We start from the raw sequence: 20416 nt of genomic DNA, 5'->3' as shown, positions 1-20416 counted from the left end.
TGAGAGGCTGGACCCATGCAGGCCGTGATCACCGACGTCGACCCGTTCGACCTGCCCGACTGGCTGGGCACCCATGACGTGGTGTGGCGCGCCGACCAGGGCCTGCGCACCGGTCACCTGGTCCGCGGCCGCCTGACGGCCGAGGGCGACGACGCGCTCGGGATCACCTGCGACCTGCTGGCGGTCGACGAGGCCTACCCCGAGCCCGTGGTCGACGACGCGGGCCGGCTGCGCGTGCACCAGGCCTGGCGGCACGGACAGGTCGTCATCGGTGAGGTCGACGCCCGGCTCGTCCTCGCGGTCCCCGGGACCCGCTTCGGGCCCGAGCTGGTCCTGGACGCACTCGGGCGCCTGGCCCGCGCCGTGGGCGCACACGCCGAGCGCTACGCAGCCCTGCTGCGGCTCGGCGCCTAGCACCGGGGGATAGGGTCGCGCTCATGCACGACCCCTCAGCACCCGACTCGGTCCGGGGCCGCGAGATCGCGTTGCTGACGAACCCCACGTCGGGTCGGGGCAGGGGCGCCCGGCACCGTGACGTCGCGCTCGCCCGCCTGCGGGAGAGCGGGTTCGTCGTGCGCAACCTCCAGGGCCGCGACGCCGACGAAGCGGCCGACCTTGCGGCCGGCTGCGTGGCCGACGGGGTCGAGGCGCTCGTGGTGTGCGGCGGCGACGGGCTGGTGCACCTCGGCGTCCAGGCGGTCGCCGGGACCGGCGTACCCCTCGGTCTGATCCCCAGCGGCACCGGCAACGACGTCGCGCGCTACCTCGACCTCCCGCGCACCGACCCCGTGGCCGCCGCCGACCGGGTCATCGCGTCGCGCACGCGCACCATCGACCTCGCCCGCAGCGGTGACCGCTGGTTCGTCACCGTGCTGGCAGCGGGCTTCGACGCCATCGTCAACGAGCGCGCCAACGCCATGACGTGGCCGCACGGCCAGATGCGCTACAACCTCGCCACGCTGGCCGAGCTGCGCACCTTCCGACCGATCCACTACGTCCTCCAGCTCGACGGCGAGACCGTCGAGCACGACGCCATGCTCGTGGCGGTCGGCAACGGCCCGTCCTTCGGCGGCGGCCTGCGGATCACAGAGGGCGCGTTGCTCGACGACGGCATGCTGGACGTCGTGGTCATCACCCAGATGAGCAAGTCCAAGCTGGTCAGGTCCTATCCGCGCCTGTTCACCGGTCGCATCGACGGCGTCGCGGAGTACGTCCACCGGCGGGTCCGCTCGGTCACCGTCGCCGCGCCCGGCATCGTGTCGTACGCCGACGGCGAGCGCTTCGGCCCGCTGCCCCTCACCGTCGAGTGCGTCCCCGGCGCCCTGGAGGTCATCGCATGAGCACCCCGCCCGAGGACGAGCAGACGCCCGCCGAGCGCTACGCAGCGTTCCGGCGCGAGCAGTCCTTCCCGATGGTGAAGGACTTCTCCGGCCTCTACGGCTTCGAGCTCGACGACTTCCAGGTGCGGGCCTGCCAGGAGATCGAGCAGGGCCGCGGGGTGCTGGTCGCGGCACCCACCGGCTCCGGCAAGACCATCGTCGGCGAGTTCGCCATCCACCTCGCCCTGCAGACCGGCCGCAAGGCGTTCTACACCACCCCGATCAAGGCGCTGTCCAACCAGAAGTACCACGACCTGGTCAAGCGCTACGGCGCCGACAACGTGGGCCTGCTGACCGGCGACAACGTCATCAACGGCGAGGCGCCCGTGGTCGTGATGACCACCGAGGTGCTGCGCAACATGCTCTACGCGAGCTCCCGCACCCTGCTGGGCCTGGGCTACGTCGTGATGGACGAGGTGCACTACCTCGCCGACCGCATGCGCGGCGCGGTCTGGGAGGAGGTCATCATCCACCTCCCGGAGTCGGTGACCCTGGTGTCGCTGTCGGCGACGGTGTCCAACGCCGAGGAGTTCGGCGAGTGGCTGGCCACCGTGCGCGGCGAGACCACGACGATCCTGGAGGAGAAGCGGCCGGTGCCGCTGTTCCAGCACGTCATGGTGGGACGTCGGCTGCTCGACCTCTTCGCCTCCTCCGACGTCGACGCGAGCGCCGGCTTCGTCAAGGAGGGCGCCCCGGTCAACGAGGAGCTCACCCGCATCGCGCGTGACGACTGGGCCAGCACCCGCCTCATGCGCGATCGCCGCTCGCCGCGCAAGGGCAAGCCGGGCTCGTCGAAGAACCCGCGGTCGGTCGGCAACGGCCGTCGGGTGTGGATCCCGAGCCGGGTGGACGTCGTCGAGCGGCTCGACCGCGAGGGGCTGCTCCCGGCGATCGTGTTCATCTTCAGCCGAGCCGGGTGCGACGCATCGGTGAGCCAGCTCGTGCAGGCCAACACACGGCTCACCACGGCCGCCGAGCGCGACGAGATCTTCGCCCGGGTGGAGGAGGCCTCGCGCTCGCTGCCCGAGGAGGACCTCCACGTCCTGGGCTACCACGAGTTCCTCGACGGCCTCACGCGCGGCATCGCCGCCCACCATGCCGGCCTGTTGCCGGCCTTCAAGCAGGTGGTGGAGGAGCTGTTCCAGGAGGGCCTGGTCAAGGTGGTGTTCGCCACCGAGACCCTCGCGCTCGGCATCAACATGCCCGCCCGCACGGTCGTCATCGAGAAGCTGTCGAAATGGAACGGCGAGAGCCACGCCAACCTGACTCCGGGGGAGTACACGCAGCTCACCGGGCGTGCCGGGCGGCGCGGACTCGACATCGAGGGCCACGGCGTCGTGCTCTACCAGCCCGGCATGAACCCGGGCGAGGTCGCCGGCCTCGCCTCCACACGTACGTATCCGCTCCGCTCGTCGTTCCGGCCGTCCTATAACATGGCCGTCAACCTCGTGCACCAGTTCGGCCGGGCGCGCTCGCGCGAGCTGCTGGAGCAGTCCTTCGCCCAGTTCCAGGCCGACAAGGCGGTCGTCGGGCTGGCGCGGCAGGTGCACAAGGCGGAGGAGGCGCTCGAGGGCTATCGCGAGGCGGCGACGTGCCACGTCGGCGACTTCATGGAGTACGCCGACCTGCGCCGCCGCATCTCCGAGCTCGAGAAGGGAGCCTCCCGCGAGCGCCGGCAGGACCGCCGCGGCGAGGCGGCCGCGTCCCTGGGCAAGCTGCGGCCCGGCGACGTGATCCAGGTGCCCGCCGGCAAGTTCAGCGGGCTCGCCGTCGTGGTCGACCCCGGGACCTCCGGCGACGAGCCGCGGCCCTACGTCGTCACCGCCGACCGGCAGGCGCGTCGGCTGGCGATGATGGACTTCCCGGTTCCGGTGCAGTCGATCGGCCGGCTCCGGATCCCCAAGTCGTTCAACGGCCGCAACCCTGGCCAGCGTCGCGAGCTCGCCAACGCGCTGCGCTCGCGCGCCGACTCCTTCGACGCGCCCGGCCCGAGGCGTCCGAAGCAGGACTCCTTCAGCGACACCCCCACCGACCGCGAGATCGGACGGCTGCGCGCCGAGCTGAAGTCACACCCGTGCCACCAGTGCCCTGAGCGCGAGGACCACTCGCGGTGGGCCGAGCGCTACTTCAAGCTCGAGCGCGACACCGAGACCCTCAAGCGCCGCGTGGACAACCGCACCAACACCGTCGCGCGGACCTTCGACCGCGTCTGCGACGTGCTCACCGCACTGGGCTACCTCGACGGCGACAAGGTGACCGAGCGGGGCTCGCACCTGCGCCGGATCTACACCGACATGGACCTCGTCGCCGCCGAGGCCATCCGGGCGGGGGTGCTCGACGAGCTCGCGCCCTCCGAGCTCGCCGCGGTGCTGTCGTCACTGGTCTTCGAGGCACGCCGGGCCGACGACGCCACGTCGCCGAAGATGCCGGGCGGCCAGGTGCGTCCGGTGCTGGCCGAGGTCGTACGGCTCTGGGGCCAGCTCGACGCACTCGAGCGCGACCACAAGCTCGACTTCCTCCGCGAGCCCGACATCGGGTTCGCGTGGGCGGCGTGGCGGTGGGCCGAGGGCGACGACCTCGACGACGTCCTGAAGGTCACCGGCCTCTCTGCGGGCGACTTCGTCCGATGGATGAAGCAGCTGCTCGACCTCTGCGGCCAGGTCGCCGACGCGGCCGGGGACACCGACCTGCGCGCCACGGCCCGGGCGACGGCGAGGCTGCTCAAGCGCGGCGTCATCGCCTACTCGGTCCTCGCGGAGTGACAGGGTGATCCCATGACCGACCGCCTCCTGCTCCTCGACACCGCCTCGCTCTACTTCCGAGCGTTCTTCGGGGTGCCGGACTCGGTGAAGGCGCCTGACGGCACGCCGGTGAACGCCGTGCGCGGCCTGATGGACTTCATCAGCCGGCTGGTGGGGGAGTACGACCCCACGCACCTGGCGTGCTGCTGGGACGACGACTGGCGCCCGCAGTGGCGCGTCGACCTCATCCCGTCCTACAAGGCCCACCGCGTCGTGGCCGAGGTGCCCGGTCCGAGGCCCGACGTCGAGGAGGTGCCCGACCCCCTCGAGACGCAGATCCCGATCATCATCTCGGTCCTGGAGGCCTACGGCATCCCGGTCGTGGGGCACCCCGAGATGGAGGCCGACGACGTGATCGGCACCCTCGCCACCGACGCGGGGATGGCGGTCGACATCGTCACCGGTGACCGCGACCTCTTCCAGCTCGTCGACGACGACGCCGGGGTCCGCGTGCTCTACGTCGCCCGCGGGGTCAGCAAGCACGAGCGCGTCGACAACGCGTGGGTGCGTGCCAAGTACGGCGTCGACGCCCACCAGTACGCCGACCTCGCCACCCTGCGCGGCGATGCCTCCGACGGGCTCCCGGGGGTGGCCGGCGTGGGGGACAAGACCGCTGCCACCTTGCTGGGACGCTTCGGCGACGTCGCGTCGATCGTCGCGGCCGCGCACGACCCCGACTCCGACATGGGCCCCGGTCCGCGCGGCAAGATCAAGGCCGCCGCCGACTACCTGGCCGTGGCACCCGAGGTGGTCGCCGTACGCCGCGACCTCGACCTCGGGTCGCCTGACCTCACCCGCCCGCGCACCCCGGTCGACCACGCAGCGCTGGTGGCGCTGGACGAGCGCTGGGGGCTCGGCTCGTCAGCCGTGCGCCTGGTGGAGGCCCTGTCCGGCTCGCACTAGGGTGAGCGGCGTGAGCTCTCCTGAGGTCGAGTCCAAGGACCGTCAGATCCTGGCCCTGCTGGCCGCTGACGGCCGCATGTCGTACACCGACCTCGGCAAGGCGACCGACCTGTCCACCTCGGCGGTGCACCAGCGCGTCAAGCGCCTCGAGCAGCGCGGGCTGATCAAGGGCTACGGCGCGACCGTCGACCACGACCAGCTCGGGCGCCCCCTCACCGCCTTCATCTCGATCACGCCGATCGACCCCTCGCAGCCCGACGACTACCCCGAGCGGCTGGTGGGCATCAAGGAGATCGAGTCCTGCTGGTCGGTCGCGGGGGAGGAGTCCTACATCCTCAAGATCCGCGTCGCCACGCCCCTCGCGCTCGAGGAGCTGCTCGCCCGCATCCGCGGCGCTGCCAGCGTCTCGACGCGGACGACGATCGTGCTCTCGACGCCGTACGAGAACCGTACGGTCGACTGAGCGGCGTCGTCGCGCTGCACGAGCCACCGCTTGGCCGCTCTTGGGATCCCCGGCCATCCGGGGATCCCTCAGGTTGTCAGGCGGTGCATGGGCCGACAACCACCAGGAGAGCCTGACAACCCACCGGGTCAGGCGGCATTCGTGCAAAACAGCCGCCGGATGCGAGCGGCGGTCTCCGCCGGCTTGTAGAGGTCGGCCCAGACGATCCTGATGCACCGCCACCCGGTGAGCTCGCAGATCAGCGACTCACGCTGCTTCTCCCGCAGCACGCAGTCGGTCACCGACTCGCCCTCGCGCCGGTGCTCCTCGTACTTCACCTTGCCGTCGAACTCCAGGAACACCCCCAGCTCGGGCCACGCGAGGTCGACCCGCGCGATCTCGAAGCCCCTGCTGTCCAGGATGGGGTAGTTGGGAACGGGTGCCGGCAAGCGCTCGCTCCAGCACAGGTAGCGGGCCCTGGTCTCGCCCACAGATTCCGACCGGGCGTCCGCAAGGCGGAGGACGTGCTCAGTCGTGAGCGTGCGCGGCCAGAAGGTCATCGCCTCGTAGCGCTTGCGTAGCTCCGGGATCGTGGTGAGGTTGTGGTGGAGCAGGTAGTCGATCTCCACCAGCGCGTGCTCGGCGTCCAGGAGCATGGTGAGCTCGAGGGCGGTCCGCGTGGCGCTCATGACCTCGAGCCCGCGACGGCGTACGACGTCGTCCTTCTCGATCGCGCCCCGGTGCTGGACCACGCCGGCCTCGGCTCGTCCGGCTCGCTGGTCCGGGCGGGTCAGGTGCACCGGGGCCAAGTCGCAATCCCAGAGTGGCGAGCCGTGCTCGTTCGCCGAGCTCAGATGACTGAGCACCACGCGCGTACTGGCCTGTCGCGCAACAGCCCGACACAGGATGGCGTAGCGCTGCTTGGCCCCCAGGTCGGACCAGTCAGGTCCGAGAACGTAGGCGCCGCGCCTGACTCGGACCCACGCTCCCGACCGGACGTGGGCGGCGATGGCGGCATCGTGGTAGCCGAGCGCGTTGGCCTCCTTGCGCGTGAAGACGCCGTGCTCGGCGATGAGTGCGCGGAGTCGAGGTTCCATGCGCACACACTGCGTGCCGGAGGCTACATCTGGCTCGCAGTCCTCCACGGAGCTGTGGAAGAGCAAGGCCCAGCACCGCTTGTGGACACTTCGTGGCCCATGACCAGGTCCGCGACCTCACAGGTGCGGGCCGCGGCGGAGAGGTTGTCAGGGACTCCCGCACGTTGTCAGGCCGTGCAAGGGCCGACAACCTAGGGGATCACCGGCCAGCCGGGGATCCCGAACAGACAGCCCCAGATCCCGAAAAGACCGCGGATCCCGACCTCACCAAGCCTGGAGCGCCGCCGTACGCCTGGACGCCTCGGCCATCTCCGCAGCCTTCAGCGAGGCCTCGTCGAGCCGCCCGTGCTCCTCCCACCACTGCTGGCCGGACTCGGGCAACGTGTGGATCGGGTCGTAGTACTCGTAGTGGCGCGAGAGCGCCTCGGCGTCGTCGGACTCGATCGAGGTGCGGTAGTTCTTGGTCCAGAAGGAGATGCCGTGCTCGGTGTCGTAGTCGGCGTTCTGGTGCACCCAGCGCTTGCCGACGAAGGGGACGTCGCACACGATGCGCGGCGTCGCGAAACCCGGGAGGTAGCCCATGATGTGGTGCTGGAGGCGCTGGGCGTCGGCGAGCGAGACCCGCCAGTGCTCCGAGAACGGGATCATGTCGCACATGTAGAAGTAGTAGGGCATGATCTGCGCGCCGTCGAGCAGGCGGAAGCACAGGTCGAGGAGGGCGTGCGGGTCGGCGTTGACGCCGTTGAGCAGCACGCCCTGGTTGCGTACGTCGCGCAGGCCGGCGTCGAGCATCGCGCGGGTCGCCTCGGCGACGATCGGCGTGACGGAGGCTGCGTGGTTGGCGTGGGTGTGCATCGCGAGCGAGACGCCACGCGAGCGCGCCACCCCGGCCACTCGGGAGACGCCCTCGACCACGTCGGGCTGCAGCCAGTGCTGCGGCAGGCCGATCAGTGCCTTGGTCGCCAGGCGGATGTCGCGGATGTTGTCCACCTCCATCACCGACATGAGGAACGCCTCGAGGCGCGGCCACGGCATGTTGGCCACGTCGCCGCCGGAGACGACGACGTCGCGCACCGACGGCGTGCGCCGCAGGTAGTCGAGCATGTCGCCGAGCCGGTCGTGGGGCTTGCCGGCGAACTTCAGCTTGTCGATGACGACGGTCGAGTTGCCGACGAGGTCCATGCGGGTGCAGTGGCCGCAGTACTGCGGGCAGGTCGGCAGCAGCTCCGCGAGCACCTTGGTGGGGTAGCGGTGGGTGAGCCCCTCGGTCGCCCACATGTCGTGCTCGTGGAGCGAGTCGCGCGCGGCGTGCGGGTGCGAGGGCCAGTCGGTGCGCCGGTCGCTGAACACCGGGATCATGTAGTGACGGACCGGGTCGGCGTAGAACGCCTCGGTGAGCGACCCCGGACCGGCAGGCGACGCTGCGGGAACCATCGTGTTCATCATCTGCGGCGGCACGAGCATCGACATCGTGGCGCGCTCGGCCTGGTCGCGCTCGAGGTCGGCGTAGAACCGGTCGTCGAGCAGGTCGCCCATCAGCTCGCGGAGCTGTTTGACGTTCTTGACGCAGTGGGCGCGCTGCCACTGCACCGACGCCCATTCCTCGGCGGTGACGCCCGCCCAGCCGGGGAACCGCGTCCAGTCGGGCTCGACGAGCTCGACGCGCTGGTAGGGGTAGGGCTGTCCGTTGGCGAGGCCTGGCCCGAGGTGGGTGGCGGTCTCGAGGCTCATGAGATCTCCTTGGTGCCGACCCGAGCGGGTCGTGGTGTGGCCGTGCGGCGCGCCGGTTGTGTGGTCGGCGACACATCTGGGAGAGTACGCGGAGAACATGCGGCGAGTCCAATGCCACGCCGCAAGATTTGCGGCCGAACTGCTGAAATATAGAAGGATGCACCGCATGATCCCCACCTCGGACCTCCAGACCGGCCTGCGGGCCGGCGATCCGACCGGCCTGCACCGCGTCCTCGACGACGCCGTCGTGCTGCCCCAGGCCGCCCAGCGCCTCGACACCCGGCGCGAGCTGTGGCCCGACGAGGTCCGCGTGCGGGTCGAGCGGCTCAACCTCGACGCCGCGTCGTTCCGCCAGCTCGAGCGCGCGCACACGAAGTACGGCGAGACCAGCGGCGACGGCGTACGCGCCGAGGTGCTCGGCATCGTCGCCACCCGCGGCAAGATGCAGAACCCGGTCACCGGGTCCGGCGGGATGCTCGTCGGCACGGTCGAGGAGGTCGGGCCCGCCTCGCCCCTGGGCCTGGCGGTCGGCGACCGTGTCGCCACCCTGATCAGCCTGACGCTGACCCCGCTCGTGATCGAGGACGGCCTCGCCGCCTGGGACGGTCGCAGCGAGCAGGTGCCGTGCGACGGCTACGCCATCCTCTTCGGCCGCTCGATCGCCGCCGTCATCCCCGACGACCTCGACCCGGCCCTCTCGCTCAGCGTGATGGACGTGTGCGGCGCGCCCGCCCTGACCGCTCGCGTGGTGGAGGAGTACGCCGCCCGCGCCACGCTCGACGGGACCGGCGCCCCGGTCGTCGCCGTCATCGGCGGAGCGGGCAAGTCGGGCTCCCTGAGCCTCGCCGCGGCGCGCGCCGCCGGCGCGACCCGCACCATCGGCGTGGTGCCCCACCAGGGCGAGCACGACCTGCTCACCGGTGCCGGGCTGGCCGACGCCGTGGCGGTCGCCGACGCCCGCGACCCGATCGCGCTGCGCGAGGCGGTCACCGCTGCCGGCGGCCCGGCCGACGTCACCGTCGTCTGCGTCGACGTCCCCGGCTGCGAGGGCGGCGCGATCCTCGCCACCGCCGAGGGCGGCACCGTCATCTTCTTCTCCATGGCCACCAGCTTCAGCGCCGCCGCACTCGGCGCGGAGGGCCTGGCCGCCGACGTGCGCATGCTCGTCGGCAACGGCTACGTCCCCGGGCACGCGGCGTACGCCATGGAGCTGCTGCGCGCCGACGCCGGCGTCCGTGCGCTCTTCGAGCGGAGGCTCTGATGGCGGCCCGCAGGCCCGTCAGCCAGCTCGGCATCGACCGCGCCGACGTACGCCGCGCGCGCACGCTCGCCCGCCAGGTCGGCAAGCCGATCGTCGACCTCGCGACCCGCCACACCACCGTGTCGGTGGAGCGCGCCACGCTGCGCCTGGCCGGTCTCGGCGGCGCGGACCCCGACGGCACCCCGTGGGTCAACCGGCTCACCGACGCCGTCCGCGCCGACGTCGGCCTCGAGCACGGTGTCAGCCTCCCGGCGTGGGACGCGCTGCTGCGCGGGGAGGGCGACGACCTGCTCACCCTCGCCCAGAAGGCGGCCGCCGGGTCGGTGACCTTCCGCGTCCCCGAGGGCAAGGACGCCACGCGCGCGCGGACGGCCTCGCGCAAGGCGGTCGGCGCCGGCATCAGGCAGATCGACCGCCAACGAGCCGCTCGCGAGAAGATGATCGCGAAGGTCGGTGACGCCCCCAGCAAGCCGTGGATCTACCTCATCGTCGCCACCGGCGACATCCACGAGGACATCCCGCAGGCGCAGGCCGCGGCCCGCGAGGGCGCCGACGTGATCGCGGTGATCCGCTCGACGGGGCAGTCGCTGCTCGACTTCGTGCCCGAGGGCGCGACCCGCGAGGGCTTCGCCGGCACCTACGCCACCCAGGAGAACTTCCGCCTGATGCGCGCAGCGCTCGACGAGACGTCGAGGGAGCTCGGCCGCTACGTCCGGCTCACCAACTACGCCTCGGGCCTGTGCATGCCGGAGATCGCCGCGCTGGCCGGGCTCGAGCGCCTCGACATGATGCTGAACGACTCGATGTACGGCATCCTCTTCCGCGACATCAACCCGATCCGGACGTTCGTCGACCAGCGCTTCAGCCGGCAGGTCCACGCCCGGGCCGGCATCATCATCAACACCGGCGAGGACAACTACCTCACCACCGCCGACGCCGTCGAGGCCGCGCACACGGTCACCACCAGCCAGCTGCTCAACGAGTACTTCGCCAAGGAGGCCGGGCTCGAGGACTGGCAGCTCGGCCTGGGCCACGCCTTCGAGATCGACCCCGAGGTGCCCGACTCGTTCCGCCTCGAGCTGGCCCACGCGATGCTCGCCCGCGAGCTGTTCCCGGACGCGCCGCTCAAGTGGATGCCGCCCACCCGCCACATGACCGGTGACATCTTCAAGGGCTACCTCCTCGACGGCTTCTTCAACCTCGTCGGGGCGCTCACCGGCCAGGGCATCCTGCTCGTCGGGATGATGACCGAGGCGGTGGTGACGCCGTGGATCTCCGACCGCGACCTCGCGCTGCAGAACGTCCGCTACGTCATGAACGCTGCGGGCAACCTCCGCGAGGACTTCCGGCCCGCCCCGGACGGCTTCATCGCCCAGCGCGCCCGCGAGGTGCTCGGCGAGGCGATCGGGCTGCTCCAGGAGATCAAGGACGACACCGACTCCGCCGGTGACCCGCCGCTGCTGGCCGCGATCGCCGACGGCACGTTCGGCCTGATGAAGCGGCCCGCCGACAAGGGCAGGGGCCTGGACGGCGTGGCGAGGAAGGCCCGTGACTACTACAACCCGGCGACCGAGATCCTCGAGGGGGAGAAGTGAGCCTCATCCGCCCGTACGGCGACACCACCGGCGACGGGATGGTGCAGCTGTCGTTCACGCTGCCGATCGAGCACTCCAAGGTCGCCGAGGGCGCCGCGGTCCAGCTCGCCAACAAGATGGGCATGGACCCCGCGCTCGTCGTGCACGCCAAGCCGATGGGGGAGGGCTTCACCTTCTTCGTCGTCTACGGCCGGGTCAACCACCTCGTCGACCCGAGCACGGTCGAGGTCGTCGAGCGCGACTACCCGCTGCTCACGCCGAAGGAGGCCAACGCCTCGATCAAGCGCTCGCTGCGCCGTCGGCTCACGGTGGTGGGCGCGTGCATCGGCACCGACGCGCACACCGTCGGCATCGACGCGATCCTCAACATCAAGGGGTTCGCGGGGGAGAAGGGCCTGGAGTACTACCGCGAGATCAAGGTCGTGAACCTCGGCGCCCAGGTCTCCGTCCCGCAGCTCGTCGAGGCGGCTCGTGAGGAGAAGGCCGACGCGGTGCTCGTCTCGCAGGTCGTCACCCAGCGCGACGCCCACCTGCTCAACACCCGCGAGATGTCCGCGGCCTTCCGCGAGGCCTATCCTGCCGCCCGGCGCCCGCTGCTGGTCGTGGGCGGTCCCCGCTTCGACGAGACGATGGCCGACGAGCTCGGCGTCGACCGCGTCTTCAGCCGGGGCACCACGCCCGGCGAGGTCGCGTCCTTCATCGTGCACCGGCTCACCGGCCCGCGCACCCCCACCCAGGAGAAGGCCTCATGAGCGACGTCCGCCCCGCCGGGGACCGCGTCGGCACGGTGATCACCCACCGGCGCTACGTCCCCTACTCGCACGCCCACTACGCCGGCAACCTCGTCGACGGCGCCTACAGCCTCGGGCTCTTCGGCGACGTCGCCACCGAGATGTGCATCGTCCTCGACGGCGACGAGGGCCTCTTCGCCTCCTACTCCGACGTCCAGTTCAAGGCCCCGGTGCGCGCCGGCGACGTCCTGGAGATCACCGCGACCCTCGTCAGGGAGGGGACCCGCAGCCGGGTGATGGACTTCGCCGTCCACGTGGTCGGACGCGGCACTCCGACCGAGGCGGCGCCCGGCGCTGCCGAGGTCCTCGACCCGCCGGTGGTGGCGACCACCGCCACCGGCACCGTCGTCGTACCTCCCGCGCAGTTCTGACCGTCGGCGTGTCACGGCACGACACGCCGATCCAGGTGAAATTTTCTCGGTGAGTTCTCGGCGACTGCACGTCGCTGACCTGCGACAACGCGCGTTCTGGCAGGTCAGGGGCGTGTTGACACTCCGCGGCGACGGCGAGAAGGTCTCCGGGTCCGCCTGTGCAGCTCGTGGGTGGCGCCTTCGACACCGGGAGGTCCGACGTGGGGTACGCGAAGCCAGCGATGCCTTCCGTCCGGCGTCCCGTCGACAGCGCCCCGCGGGGGCCGGATGCGGGAGGGACCACGGGGCCTTAGACAACTTCGCGTGATCGCCAGCCAGTCGGTCGCGCGTTGGTCCGAAGCCCCTGCGTCCCTCCCGCACCGCTGCAGGTGCGCAGCCGTCGGCTACGGTCTGGGGCGTGCTCCAGCGCTGCCTCCTCGCCCTCGTGGGCGGACTCGTGTTGGCAGCGGCCTTCGAGCCGATCGGCTGGTCGTGGCTCATGCCGCCGGCGATCGCAGCGCTGGTCTTCTCGGTGCGCGGCCTGCGCGCGCGGCGTGCCTGGCTCCCGAGCCTGTTGTTCGGCATCACGTTCACCTATGCGGTGATGGTGTGGATGCGGTCGGTCGGCACCGACGCCTGGGTCGCCATGTGCGCCCTGGAGGCGGCGTTCTTCGTGCCGTTGGGCATCGGGCTGTCCTGGAGCCTCCGACAGCGTGGGTGGCCCGTGTGGGCAGCCCTGTGGTGGGTCGGCGTCGAGACCTGGCGCAGCGGTTTCCCGTTCAGCGGCATGCCCTTCGGTCGCCTGGTCTACGCGACCGCGGACACACCCTGGGCCGACGCCATCCCGTGGATCGGGATGACCGCGGTGAGCTTCCTCGTCGCCCTCACCGGGACGGTGCTCGCATGGGTGCTGCTCCGCCTCCGGACGCCCACGCCCATGACGTACGCCGCGGTCGGCGCGCTCACCGTGGTGACGTTCGCCCCCGTGGTCGTCACCGTCCCGGTGGAGGAGACCGGCACTGCGACCGTCGCCGCCGTGCAGGGCAACATCCCCGGCGACGGGACCGACATCGTCGCAGTCAACCGCGAGGTCACCGACAACCACGTGAGGGCCACCCAGCAGCTCGCCGAGGACGTGGCCGCCGGGCTGGTCCCGGCTCCGGACTTCGTGGTGTGGCCGGAGAACTCCACGGCGGTCGACCCCTTCACCGATGAGCGCGCCCGCGCCGGGATCGAGGCCGCCACCGAGGCGATCGGTGTGCCGGTCCTCGTCGGCGCGATCGCCGACGACCCGCTCGACGACACGCAGGTCCTGAACCAGGGGATCGTCTTCGAGCCGGGGCTGGGCAGCGCCGACCGCTACACGAAGCGGAACCCCGTGCCGTACGGCGAGTACATCCCCTTCCGCGGCAGCCTGATCCCCGACACCTACGGCCAGCTCCGGCTGGTGCCACGCGACATGGTCCGTGGCACCAGCCTCGTCCCGATCCGGGTCGCCGACCTGCTGGTGGCCGACGCGATCTGCTTCGACGTCGCCTATGACGACGTGATCTCCGGGCAGGTCGCCCGGGGTGCCCGGATGGTGACGGTGCAGACGAGCAACGTGCTCTTCAGCAGGACTGCCCAGCTGGACCAGCAGTTCGAGATCAGCAGGCTGCGCGCCCTCGAGACCGGGCGCTGGGTGGTGGTGGCCGCGATCAACGGGATCTCGGGTGTCGTCCGCCCCGACGGATCGGTCGTCGCCTCGGCACCCGCGCGCACCCAGGAGGTGCTGGTGGAGACCGTCGGGCTCAGCACCACGATCACCCCCGCCGTACGCCTGGGCGTGTGGCCGGCGAGGTTCACGCTCATGTTCCTCGTCGTGCACACGCTCGCGGTCCTGATCGCCTATCGTCGTGGCCGACGGGGCGACCGCGCCGTCGCACCGTCACCGGGACGAGGTCAGCAGGCGTGAGTGTCGAGGGGCTCGGCAGGGTCGTGATGGTCATCCCGACCTACAACGAGTCGGAGAACATCGAGTGGATCGTCGAGCGCCTGCGCCGTGCCCAGCCGGGCGTGGACGTGCTGGTCGTCGACGACAACAGCCCCGACGGCACCGGTGACCTCGCCGACGCCCTCGCCAGCCGCGACCCCGCGATCAGCGTGGTGCACCGCACGGAGAAGGCCGGCCTGGGCGCCGCCTACCTCCACGGCTTCGACGTCGCGCTGCGGGCCGGCTACGACGTCATCGGTGAGATGGACGCGGACGGCTCCCACCAGCCCGAGCAGCTGCACCGGCTCCTCGACGCGCTCCACACCGCCGACCTGGTGATCGGCTCGCGCTACGTGCCCGGCGGCTCCGTGGTGAACTGGCCTCTCCAGCGCCTGCTGCTCTCGCGCGGCGGCAACCTCTACGTCCGGCTCCTGCTCGGGATGCGCGTCAAGGACGCCACCGCCGGGTTCCGCCTGTTCCGGCGCACGACGCTCGAGGCGATCGACCTTGAGTCCGTGCTGTCTACTGGATACGTGTTCCAGACCGACCTCGCCTACCGCACGGTCTCGCGCGGCCTCCGGGTCACCGAGGTGCCGATCGAGTTCGTCGAGCGCGTGCGCGGCGACTCCAAGATGAGCGGACAGGTGGCCAGCGAGTCGCTGAAGAAGATCACCCGCTGGGGCCTGTCCCAGCGCCGTGCCCGCCTGCACCGGACCAGGGTCGACGCGTGAGCCAGCCGCTCGGCCCCCGAACCGCCCGGCGCCGTCGCCGGTGGCTTCGCCCCGTGCTGGCGCTCGCGTTCGTCGTCGTCCCGCTGGCCGAGATCTGGGCGATCCTCCAGGTCGGCCAGCTGGTCGGCCCCTGGTGGACGATCGTGCTGCTGGTGCTCGACAGCATGGTGGGTGCGTGGCTGATCAAGCGCGAGGGCGGGCGAGCCTGGCTGGCGCTGCGCGAGGCGCTGCAGGGGGGGGGCGCATGCCGGCCCGCGAGATGGCCGACGGTGCGCTGATCCTCATCGGCGGCACCCTGATGCTGAGCCCGGGCTTCCTGCTCGACCTGCTCGGGATCATTCTCATCCTGCCGTTCACCCGACCGGTGGCGCGCCGGTTGCTGACCTCCGTGGTGGAGCGTCGCCTCGTCGTCGTGCCGGGCTCGGGCCTCGGCGGGTTCCCCGGTGCGCCCAGCTGGGACGCACGACGCCCCGGACCGGGGGCCGAGGGGCCGGTGGTCCGGGGCGACGTCGTCGACTAGCTGCCGTACGGCCTAGGAGACCCGCTTCTTGCGGTTGGCGCGGTGCAGGTGCGCCGGGCCGATCTCTCCGCCGCGGAGCAGGTCGAGCCGCTCCTTGAGGATGTCCTCGAGCTCCTTCTCCGAGCGACGCTCCAGGAGCATGTCCCAGTGCGTGCGAGCCGGCTTCTCGACCTTCTCCTCGGGGAGGATGCCCGCCGTGCTGAGCGCCTCGGCACCGCAGCGCGGGCACTCCCACACGGCCGGGATGTCGGCCTCGACCGACATCGTGACCTCGAACTCGTGGCCCTGCTTGCATGCATAGCCGACCTGCTGCCGAGCCGCGAACTCGATGCCGCGCTCGTCCTCGAAACTCTGGCCGCCGAGCCTCGCGCCACGCAGTGTGCGCTCCGCCACCGTGCCCACCTCCAGTTGGGTTGCTGACACCCGTTGAATTGTCTGCCGGGTTGTGAGGGGGACGAACAGGACCGCGGTCCGTGACGCCGCTCGTGGCGGCGGGTTTCGCCCCTCTGTGATCCTTCAACCGTAGCGGGGCCGCCACAATTCCGTGGATTCATGGCGTCGCAACCCACGCTCACGCGTGAGTCACTTCACCCCCAGGGGTGCAGGTGGTCGCGGTTGTGCGCAGATCCGGGCGTGCGGGGACGTCAGATGACGGCCGGCACGTCGTTGCCGGCGTCGCGGATCCCCTTGGCCGTGTCGACGCGCACCAGCAACAGTCCGCCGATGACGAAGAAGATGATCAGCGCGAAGATCGCCGGCCGGTAGGACCCGGTGAAGGTGTAGACCAGGCCGAAGACCAGCGTCCCGAACCACGACGTCCCGCGCTCCATCGCGTGGTAGAAGCTGAAGAACTCGGCCTCCTTGCCCCGTGGGATCAGCAGGGAGAAGTACGAGCGCGCCAGCGCCTGGGTCCCGCCCAGCACGAGACCGATGGCAGCGCCGAGCAGCAGCAGCGGCACCAGTGACTTCTCCGGGATGAACAGCCCGGCGGTCACGATCATCATCCAGATGACCAGGCCGCCGAGGATCGTGTTCTTCGCCCCGCGGGTGGCCGCGATGCGCCCGAACAACAGCGCACCGCCGACCGCCACGAACTGGACCAGCAGGTAGACGCCCAGCATGGTGCCCTGGTCGAAGCCGAGCTCCTCCACGCCGTAGACCGAGGCCTGGCTGATGACCGTCTGGATCCCGTCGTTGAAGAACAGGTAGGCGAGCAGGAAGGTGAGCGCCACGGGGTAGTTGCGCAGCTCCTTCAGCGTGATCCAGAGCTGGCCGAAGCTGCGCTGCAGAACGCCGCCCTCGACGTGCTCGACGTCGGCCGGCGGGTGGTTGCGGAGCCCCCGGAACGGGATGAAGGTGAACGCCGCCCACCACACGGCCGCGGACAGCAGCGAGATGCGCACCGCCATGCCCTCGGTGAGACCGAACGTGTCGTGGAAGCTCACCAGCACGAAGTTCAGCGCCAGCAGCAGACCGCCGCCGGCGTAGCCGTAGGCCCACCCGCGCGAGGAGACGCGGTCGCGGTCGGACTCGCTCGAGATGATCGGCAGGATCGAGTCGTTGACGACCGCGGACGCCGCGAAGCAGAGGTTGGCGAGGATGAACGTGATCGCGCCGAGCTGCCAGTTGTCGCCCGTCATGAAGAAGAGCAGCGCGGCGAAGAACGCGCCGGACCACGCGAAGCCCGCGAGCAGGTCCTTCTTGCGCGCGGTGCGGTCGGCCACAGCCCCCAGCAGCGGCAGGACGAGCGCGGAGATCAGTGTCGAGAAGGTGATGACGTACGCCGGCAGGGCGCCGGGCGCGATCGAGAGGCCGAGCGCCGAGACCCGGTCGTCGACCGCAGCCTCCTCGGCGATGGCGATGAGGTAGGGCCCGAAGAGGACGCCGGACACCGTGGTGGCGAAGGCGCTGTTGGCCCAGTCGTAGAAGTACCAGGCGCGCTGCTCCTTGGCCTGCGCCAACGGCTCCAGGTTGGCGACGCCGCCTACGTTGCTCATGCCTCATCCTCCACGTGGTGCGTTCCACTGTCCGCGGGCGCGGAGCACGTCCCTGAGTATGTCCGTGCGATCGGTCATGATGCCGTCGACACCACGGTCGAGGAGGGTGTTCATCTCAACTGGGTCGTCGATCGTCCACACGTGCACCTGGACGCCGGCCGCGTGCGCACGGCGTACGAGCCCGGCGGAGGCCACCAGCAGCCGTCCCTGCCGGTGCGGGACCTGCAGGGCCACCGGGCGCCCGCGGGTGAGCAACCGCGCCAGGCGGGCGCTGGGGGAGAGCACGAACACGGCCACCTCGAGCGGGTGCGCCGACGTGGCGACCCGCCGCGCGGTGCGCCGGCGGAAGGACTTCATTCGCCTGGCCGAGAACGAGCCCACCAGGATCCGGTCCCAGGCGTCGCGCTCCTCGATGAACGCCGCCAGCGCCTCCACCGCGCCGTCGGACTTGAGGTCGATGTTGAACCTCGCGTCGGGGAAGGCGTCGAAGAGCTCGCCCAGCGTCGGCACCGGCTCCGAGCCGCCGATGAGCGCGCGCTGCACCTCGGCGTAGGTGGAGGCGGCGATGCTGCCGGTGCGGTCGGTCACGCGGTCGAGCACCGTGTCGTGGAAGGCGAGCAGCACGCCGTCGCTGGTGACGTGGACGTCGGTCTCGAGGTAGGTGTAGCCGAGTGCCACCGCGTGCCGGAAGGCGGCGAGCGTGTTCTCCAGGCCCTCGATCTCAGGGTGGTAGGCACCGCCGCGGTGGGCGAAGGCGAGGGGACGGGGCAGGTCGAGGTAGCCCGGGGCGGGCGTGTGCGGCGCGGTCACGGCGCAATTATGGGGTTCGGGAGTACCGTCGGGGGATGGAGAGCATGACCTGTCCTCGATGTGACGCCGAGATGGACGAGCGCACCCTCGGCGAGGCCAGCGTCCACCAGTGCCCCGAGGGACACGGCGTCTTCCTCTCGCGCGCCGATCTCGGCGTGCTGGTGGAGGCCGAGACCGACTGGCACCGCAACGCCGGCCAGCACACGGCCCCGATGCCGCGGATCACCGCCGACATGACGGCACCGCCGTCGGTCGGCAAGCAGTCGCGGGCCTGGGTCGAGACGCTCTTCGGCTGAGGCCCACCACCTCGCACTCCGCGCTTGTCGAGCAGTCGAGCACCACCCCTCGCCCTCGCTGGTTGAGGTGCGAGCGCAGCGAGCCTCGAAACCACCGGTCCTAGCGGGGTGATTTCGACGCGCCCGCTCCGAGCTCGTTCCTCGCTCGGAGGGCTTGCTCAATCTGGCCGCGCCCACGCGCCGACCTCGTTCCTCGGTCGACGCTGCCCGTCTCAGATGTCGCGGAACGTCTCGATGTTCGCGCCGAGCTCGTTGAGCCGCTCGGCGAGGTCCTCGTAGCCGCGGTGGATGACGTACGTCGAGCGCAGGACGCTGCGGCCCTTCGACGCGAGCATCGCGATCAGCAGCACCACTGCGGGGCGCAGGGCCGGCGGGCAGACGATCTCGGCGCCGGAGAAGTGGGTCGGGCCCTCGACGAGCACCCGGTGCGGGTCGAGCAGCTTGACCTGCGCGCCGAGCTTGGTGAGCTCGGTGAGGTAGATGGCGCGGTTCTCGTAGACCCAGTCGTGCAGCAGCGTCTGCCCGTCCGCGACGGCCGCGATGACGGCGAAGAAGGGCAGGTTGTCGATGTTGAGTCCCGGGAACGGCATCGGGTGGATCTTGTCGAGCGGCGCACGGAGGTCGGAGGCGTAGGTCGTGAGGTCGACCAGGCGGGTCTCGCCGTTGTTGGCGACGTACTCCTCCGAGCGGTCGTAGCGGAAACCCATCTCCTCGAGGGTGGCCAGCTCGATCTCGAGGAACTCGATCGGCACCCGTCGGATCGTGATCTCCGACTTCGTCACGATCGCCGCTGCGAGCAGCGACATCGCCTCGATCGGGTCCTCGGAGGGGGAGTAGTCGACGTCGACGTCGATCGAGGTCCGGCCGGTGATGCGCAGCGTGGTGGTGCCGATGCCGTCGACCTCAACGCCGAGCTTGCGCAGGTAGAAGCAGAGGTCCTGGACCATGTAGTTGGACGAGGCGTTGCGGATCACGGTCGTGCCCGGGTGGAGGGCGGCGGCCATGAGCGCGTTCTCGGTGACCGTGTCGCCGCGCTCGGTGAGCACGATGGGGCGCTCGGGCTCGATGGTCCGGTTGACGCTGGCGTGGTAGCTGCCGTCGCTCGCCTTGACGTCGAGGCCGAACGGGCGCAGCGCGGACATGTGCGGCTCGACGGTGCGCTCGCCGAGGTTGCAGCCACCGGCGTAGGGCAGGTCGAACTCGTCGTAGCGGTGCAGCAGCGGGCCGAGGAACATGATCACCGAGCGGGTGCGCCGGGCGGCGGCCTCATCGATGGCGGCGAGATTGAGCTCGGCCGGCGGGATGATCTCGAGGTCGTTGTCGTCGTTGAGCCAGCGGGTCGCGACCCCGAGCGAGTTGAGCACCTCGAGCAGCCGGTTGACCTCCTCGATGCGCGCGACCTTGCGCAGCGTCGTACGTCCCTTGTTGAGCAGGGAGGCGCACAGCAGTGCGACGCCGGCGTTCTTCGAGGTCTTCACGTCGATCGATCCGGACAGGGTCGTGGGGCCGTCCACGCGCAGGTGCGTGGGACCGGCGCCGAGCGCCACGATCTCGGAGTCGAGCGCCGCGCCGATGCGGGCGAGCATCTCGAGCGAGAGGTTCTGGTGGCCCTTCTCGATCCGGTTGATCGCGCTCTGGCTGGTGCCGAGCAGCTCGGCCAGCTGGTGCTGGGTGAGACCCCGGTGCTTGCGCGCATCGCGGATGAGGTTGCCTATGCGACCCTTGTAGTCAGCCATGGCG

Annotated in this window: 18 protein-coding genes and 1 pseudogene; 13 read left to right on the top strand and 6 right to left on the bottom strand. The window is 70.8% G+C overall.

Annotated elements, in window-relative coordinates; genetic code table 11:
* Positions 1–15 precede the first annotated feature (15 nt).
* The 5 genes from K4G59_RS17100 to K4G59_RS17080 are packed head-to-tail and all read left to right on the top strand — an operon-like array spanning position 16 to position 5546.
* Positions 16–414: a hypothetical protein gene (locus K4G59_RS17100; RefSeq protein ID WP_231252266.1), complete on the top strand. Its 399-nt coding sequence runs from the start codon at positions 16–18 to the stop codon at positions 412–414.
* A gap of 23 nt (positions 415–437) precedes the next feature.
* On the top strand, positions 438–1340 hold the full coding sequence (locus K4G59_RS17095) for a diacylglycerol kinase (RefSeq protein ID WP_231252265.1): 903 nt from the start codon (positions 438–440) through the stop codon (positions 1338–1340).
* The gene (locus K4G59_RS17090; RefSeq protein ID WP_231252264.1) at positions 1337–4141 is read left to right on the top strand and encodes a DEAD/DEAH box helicase; all 2805 of its coding nucleotides are present in this window, start codon (positions 1337–1339) and stop codon (positions 4139–4141) included. The genes K4G59_RS17095 and K4G59_RS17090 overlap by 4 nt, the downstream gene beginning before the upstream one ends.
* 12 nt (positions 4142–4153) lie before the next feature.
* Positions 4154–5083 (top strand): 5'-3' exonuclease, encoded by a 930-nt coding sequence (locus K4G59_RS17085; RefSeq protein ID WP_231252263.1) that lies wholly within the window; start codon positions 4154–4156, stop codon positions 5081–5083.
* Positions 5084–5093: 10 nt separating this feature from the next.
* The gene (locus K4G59_RS17080; RefSeq protein WP_308189424.1) at positions 5094–5546 is read left to right on the top strand and encodes an Lrp/AsnC family transcriptional regulator; all 453 of its coding nucleotides are present in this window, start codon (positions 5094–5096) and stop codon (positions 5544–5546) included.
* 128 nt (positions 5547–5674) lie between these two features.
* Here the strand turns inward: K4G59_RS17080 and K4G59_RS17075 are convergent, their stop codons facing one another.
* Positions 5675–6622: a type IV toxin-antitoxin system AbiEi family antitoxin domain-containing protein gene (locus K4G59_RS17075; RefSeq protein ID WP_231252262.1), complete on the bottom strand. Its 948-nt coding sequence runs from the start codon at positions 6620–6622 to the stop codon at positions 5675–5677.
* 264 nt (positions 6623–6886) lie between these two features.
* Positions 6887–8353 (bottom strand): KamA family radical SAM protein, encoded by a 1467-nt coding sequence (locus K4G59_RS17070; protein ID WP_231252261.1) that lies wholly within the window; start codon positions 8351–8353, stop codon positions 6887–6889.
* A gap of 166 nt (positions 8354–8519) precedes the next feature.
* Here K4G59_RS17070 and kdd point away from each other — a divergent pair, with 166 nt between their 5' ends.
* The 7 genes and pseudogenes from kdd to K4G59_RS20690 all read left to right on the top strand — a co-directional run bounded on the left by kdd (position 8520) and on the right by K4G59_RS20690 (position 15573).
* Entirely contained in the window at positions 8520–9614 is a 1095-nt protein-coding gene (gene kdd, locus K4G59_RS17065; protein ID WP_231252260.1) for an L-erythro-3,5-diaminohexanoate dehydrogenase, read from the top strand.
* On the top strand, positions 9614–11209 hold the full coding sequence (gene kamD, locus K4G59_RS17060; protein ID WP_231252259.1) for a lysine 5,6-aminomutase subunit alpha: 1596 nt from the start codon (positions 9614–9616) through the stop codon (positions 11207–11209). Before kdd ends, kamD begins: the two co-directional genes overlap by 1 nt.
* On the top strand, positions 11206–11961 hold the full coding sequence (gene kamE, locus K4G59_RS17055; protein WP_231252258.1) for a lysine 5,6-aminomutase subunit beta: 756 nt from the start codon (positions 11206–11208) through the stop codon (positions 11959–11961). Before kamD ends, kamE begins: the two co-directional genes overlap by 4 nt.
* Positions 11958–12371, top strand: a complete 414-nt coding sequence (kal, locus tag K4G59_RS17050) for a 3-aminobutyryl-CoA ammonia lyase (RefSeq protein ID WP_231252257.1) — start codon at positions 11958–11960, stop codon at positions 12369–12371. The genes kamE and kal overlap by 4 nt, the downstream gene beginning before the upstream one ends.
* Positions 12372–12768: 397 nt before the next feature.
* Positions 12769–14304 carry an apolipoprotein N-acyltransferase gene (gene lnt, locus K4G59_RS17045; RefSeq protein ID WP_231252256.1) on the top strand — a complete coding sequence of 512 codons (1536 nt, stop codon included), beginning with the start codon at positions 12769–12771 and terminating at the stop codon, positions 14302–14304.
* Complete coding sequence (locus K4G59_RS17040) at positions 14301–15053, top strand: polyprenol monophosphomannose synthase (RefSeq protein ID WP_372461830.1); 753 nt, start codon at positions 14301–14303, stop codon at positions 15051–15053. Before lnt ends, K4G59_RS17040 begins: the two co-directional genes overlap by 4 nt.
* A pseudogene (locus tag K4G59_RS20690) lies at positions 15050–15573 on the top strand (FxsA family protein). Before K4G59_RS17040 ends, K4G59_RS20690 begins: the two are co-directional and overlap by 4 nt.
* A 12-nt stretch (positions 15574–15585) precedes the next feature.
* Here the strand turns inward: K4G59_RS20690 and K4G59_RS17025 are convergent.
* The 3 genes from K4G59_RS17025 to K4G59_RS17015 all read right to left on the bottom strand — a co-directional run bounded on the left by K4G59_RS17025 (position 15586) and on the right by K4G59_RS17015 (position 18380).
* A complete protein-coding gene (locus tag K4G59_RS17025; protein WP_207081399.1) occupies positions 15586–15966 on the bottom strand; it encodes an RNA polymerase-binding protein RbpA in 381 nt (126 codons plus the stop codon).
* Positions 15967–16217: 251 nt separating this feature from the next.
* Positions 16218–17570: an MFS transporter gene (locus K4G59_RS17020; protein ID WP_231252253.1), complete on the bottom strand. Its 1353-nt coding sequence runs from the start codon at positions 17568–17570 to the stop codon at positions 16218–16220.
* Between the two features lie 3 nt (positions 17571–17573).
* Positions 17574–18380: a glycerophosphodiester phosphodiesterase family protein gene (locus K4G59_RS17015; RefSeq protein ID WP_231252252.1), complete on the bottom strand. Its 807-nt coding sequence runs from the start codon at positions 18378–18380 to the stop codon at positions 17574–17576.
* 35 nt (positions 18381–18415) lie between these two features.
* Between K4G59_RS17015 and K4G59_RS17010 the strand changes: the two genes are divergently transcribed.
* Entirely contained in the window at positions 18416–18676 is a 261-nt protein-coding gene (locus tag K4G59_RS17010) for a TFIIB-type zinc ribbon-containing protein (protein ID WP_231252251.1), read from the top strand.
* Positions 18677–18888: 212 nt separating this feature from the next.
* Here K4G59_RS17010 and K4G59_RS17005 read toward each other — a convergent pair whose 3' ends face one another.
* Entirely contained in the window at positions 18889–20412 is a 1524-nt protein-coding gene (locus K4G59_RS17005; RefSeq protein WP_231252250.1) for a helix-turn-helix domain-containing protein, read from the bottom strand.
* Between the last annotated feature and the right edge of the window lie 4 nt (positions 20413–20416).

It is taken from the genome of Nocardioides furvisabuli (genome assembly GCF_021083185.1).
In the GTDB taxonomy this organism is placed as follows: domain Bacteria; phylum Actinomycetota; class Actinomycetes; order Propionibacteriales; family Nocardioidaceae; genus Nocardioides; species Nocardioides furvisabuli.
This window is presented reverse-complemented; position numbering and strand designations above follow the sequence as displayed.

Bases quoted from the DNA above. Each gene is read 5' to 3' on its own strand.
- K4G59_RS17100 (WP_231252266.1), top strand. From the start codon at position 16: ATGCAGGCCGTGATCACCGACGTCGACCCGTTCGACCTGCCCGACTGG.
- K4G59_RS17095 (WP_231252265.1), top strand. From the start codon at position 438: ATGCACGACCCCTCAGCACCCGACTCGGTCCGGGGCCGCGAGATCGCG.
- K4G59_RS17090 (WP_231252264.1), top strand. From the start codon at position 1,337: ATGAGCACCCCGCCCGAGGACGAGCAGACGCCCGCCGAGCGCTACGCA.
- K4G59_RS17085 (WP_231252263.1), top strand. From the start codon at position 4,154: ATGACCGACCGCCTCCTGCTCCTCGACACCGCCTCGCTCTACTTCCGA.
- K4G59_RS17075 (WP_231252262.1), bottom strand. From the start codon at position 6,622: ATGGAACCTCGACTCCGCGCACTCATCGCCGAGCACGGCGTCTTCACG.
- K4G59_RS17070 (WP_231252261.1), bottom strand. From the start codon at position 8,353: ATGAGCCTCGAGACCGCCACCCACCTCGGGCCAGGCCTCGCCAACGGA.
- kdd (WP_231252260.1), top strand. From the start codon at position 8,520: ATGATCCCCACCTCGGACCTCCAGACCGGCCTGCGGGCCGGCGATCCG.
- kamD (WP_231252259.1), top strand. From the start codon at position 9,614: ATGGCGGCCCGCAGGCCCGTCAGCCAGCTCGGCATCGACCGCGCCGAC.
- kal (WP_231252257.1), top strand. From the start codon at position 11,958: ATGAGCGACGTCCGCCCCGCCGGGGACCGCGTCGGCACGGTGATCACC.
- K4G59_RS17020 (WP_231252253.1), bottom strand. From the start codon at position 17,570: ATGAGCAACGTAGGCGGCGTCGCCAACCTGGAGCCGTTGGCGCAGGCC.
- K4G59_RS17010 (WP_231252251.1), top strand. From the start codon at position 18,416: ATGGAGAGCATGACCTGTCCTCGATGTGACGCCGAGATGGACGAGCGC.
- K4G59_RS17005 (WP_231252250.1), bottom strand. From the start codon at position 20,412: ATGGCTGACTACAAGGGTCGCATAGGCAACCTCATCCGCGATGCGCGC.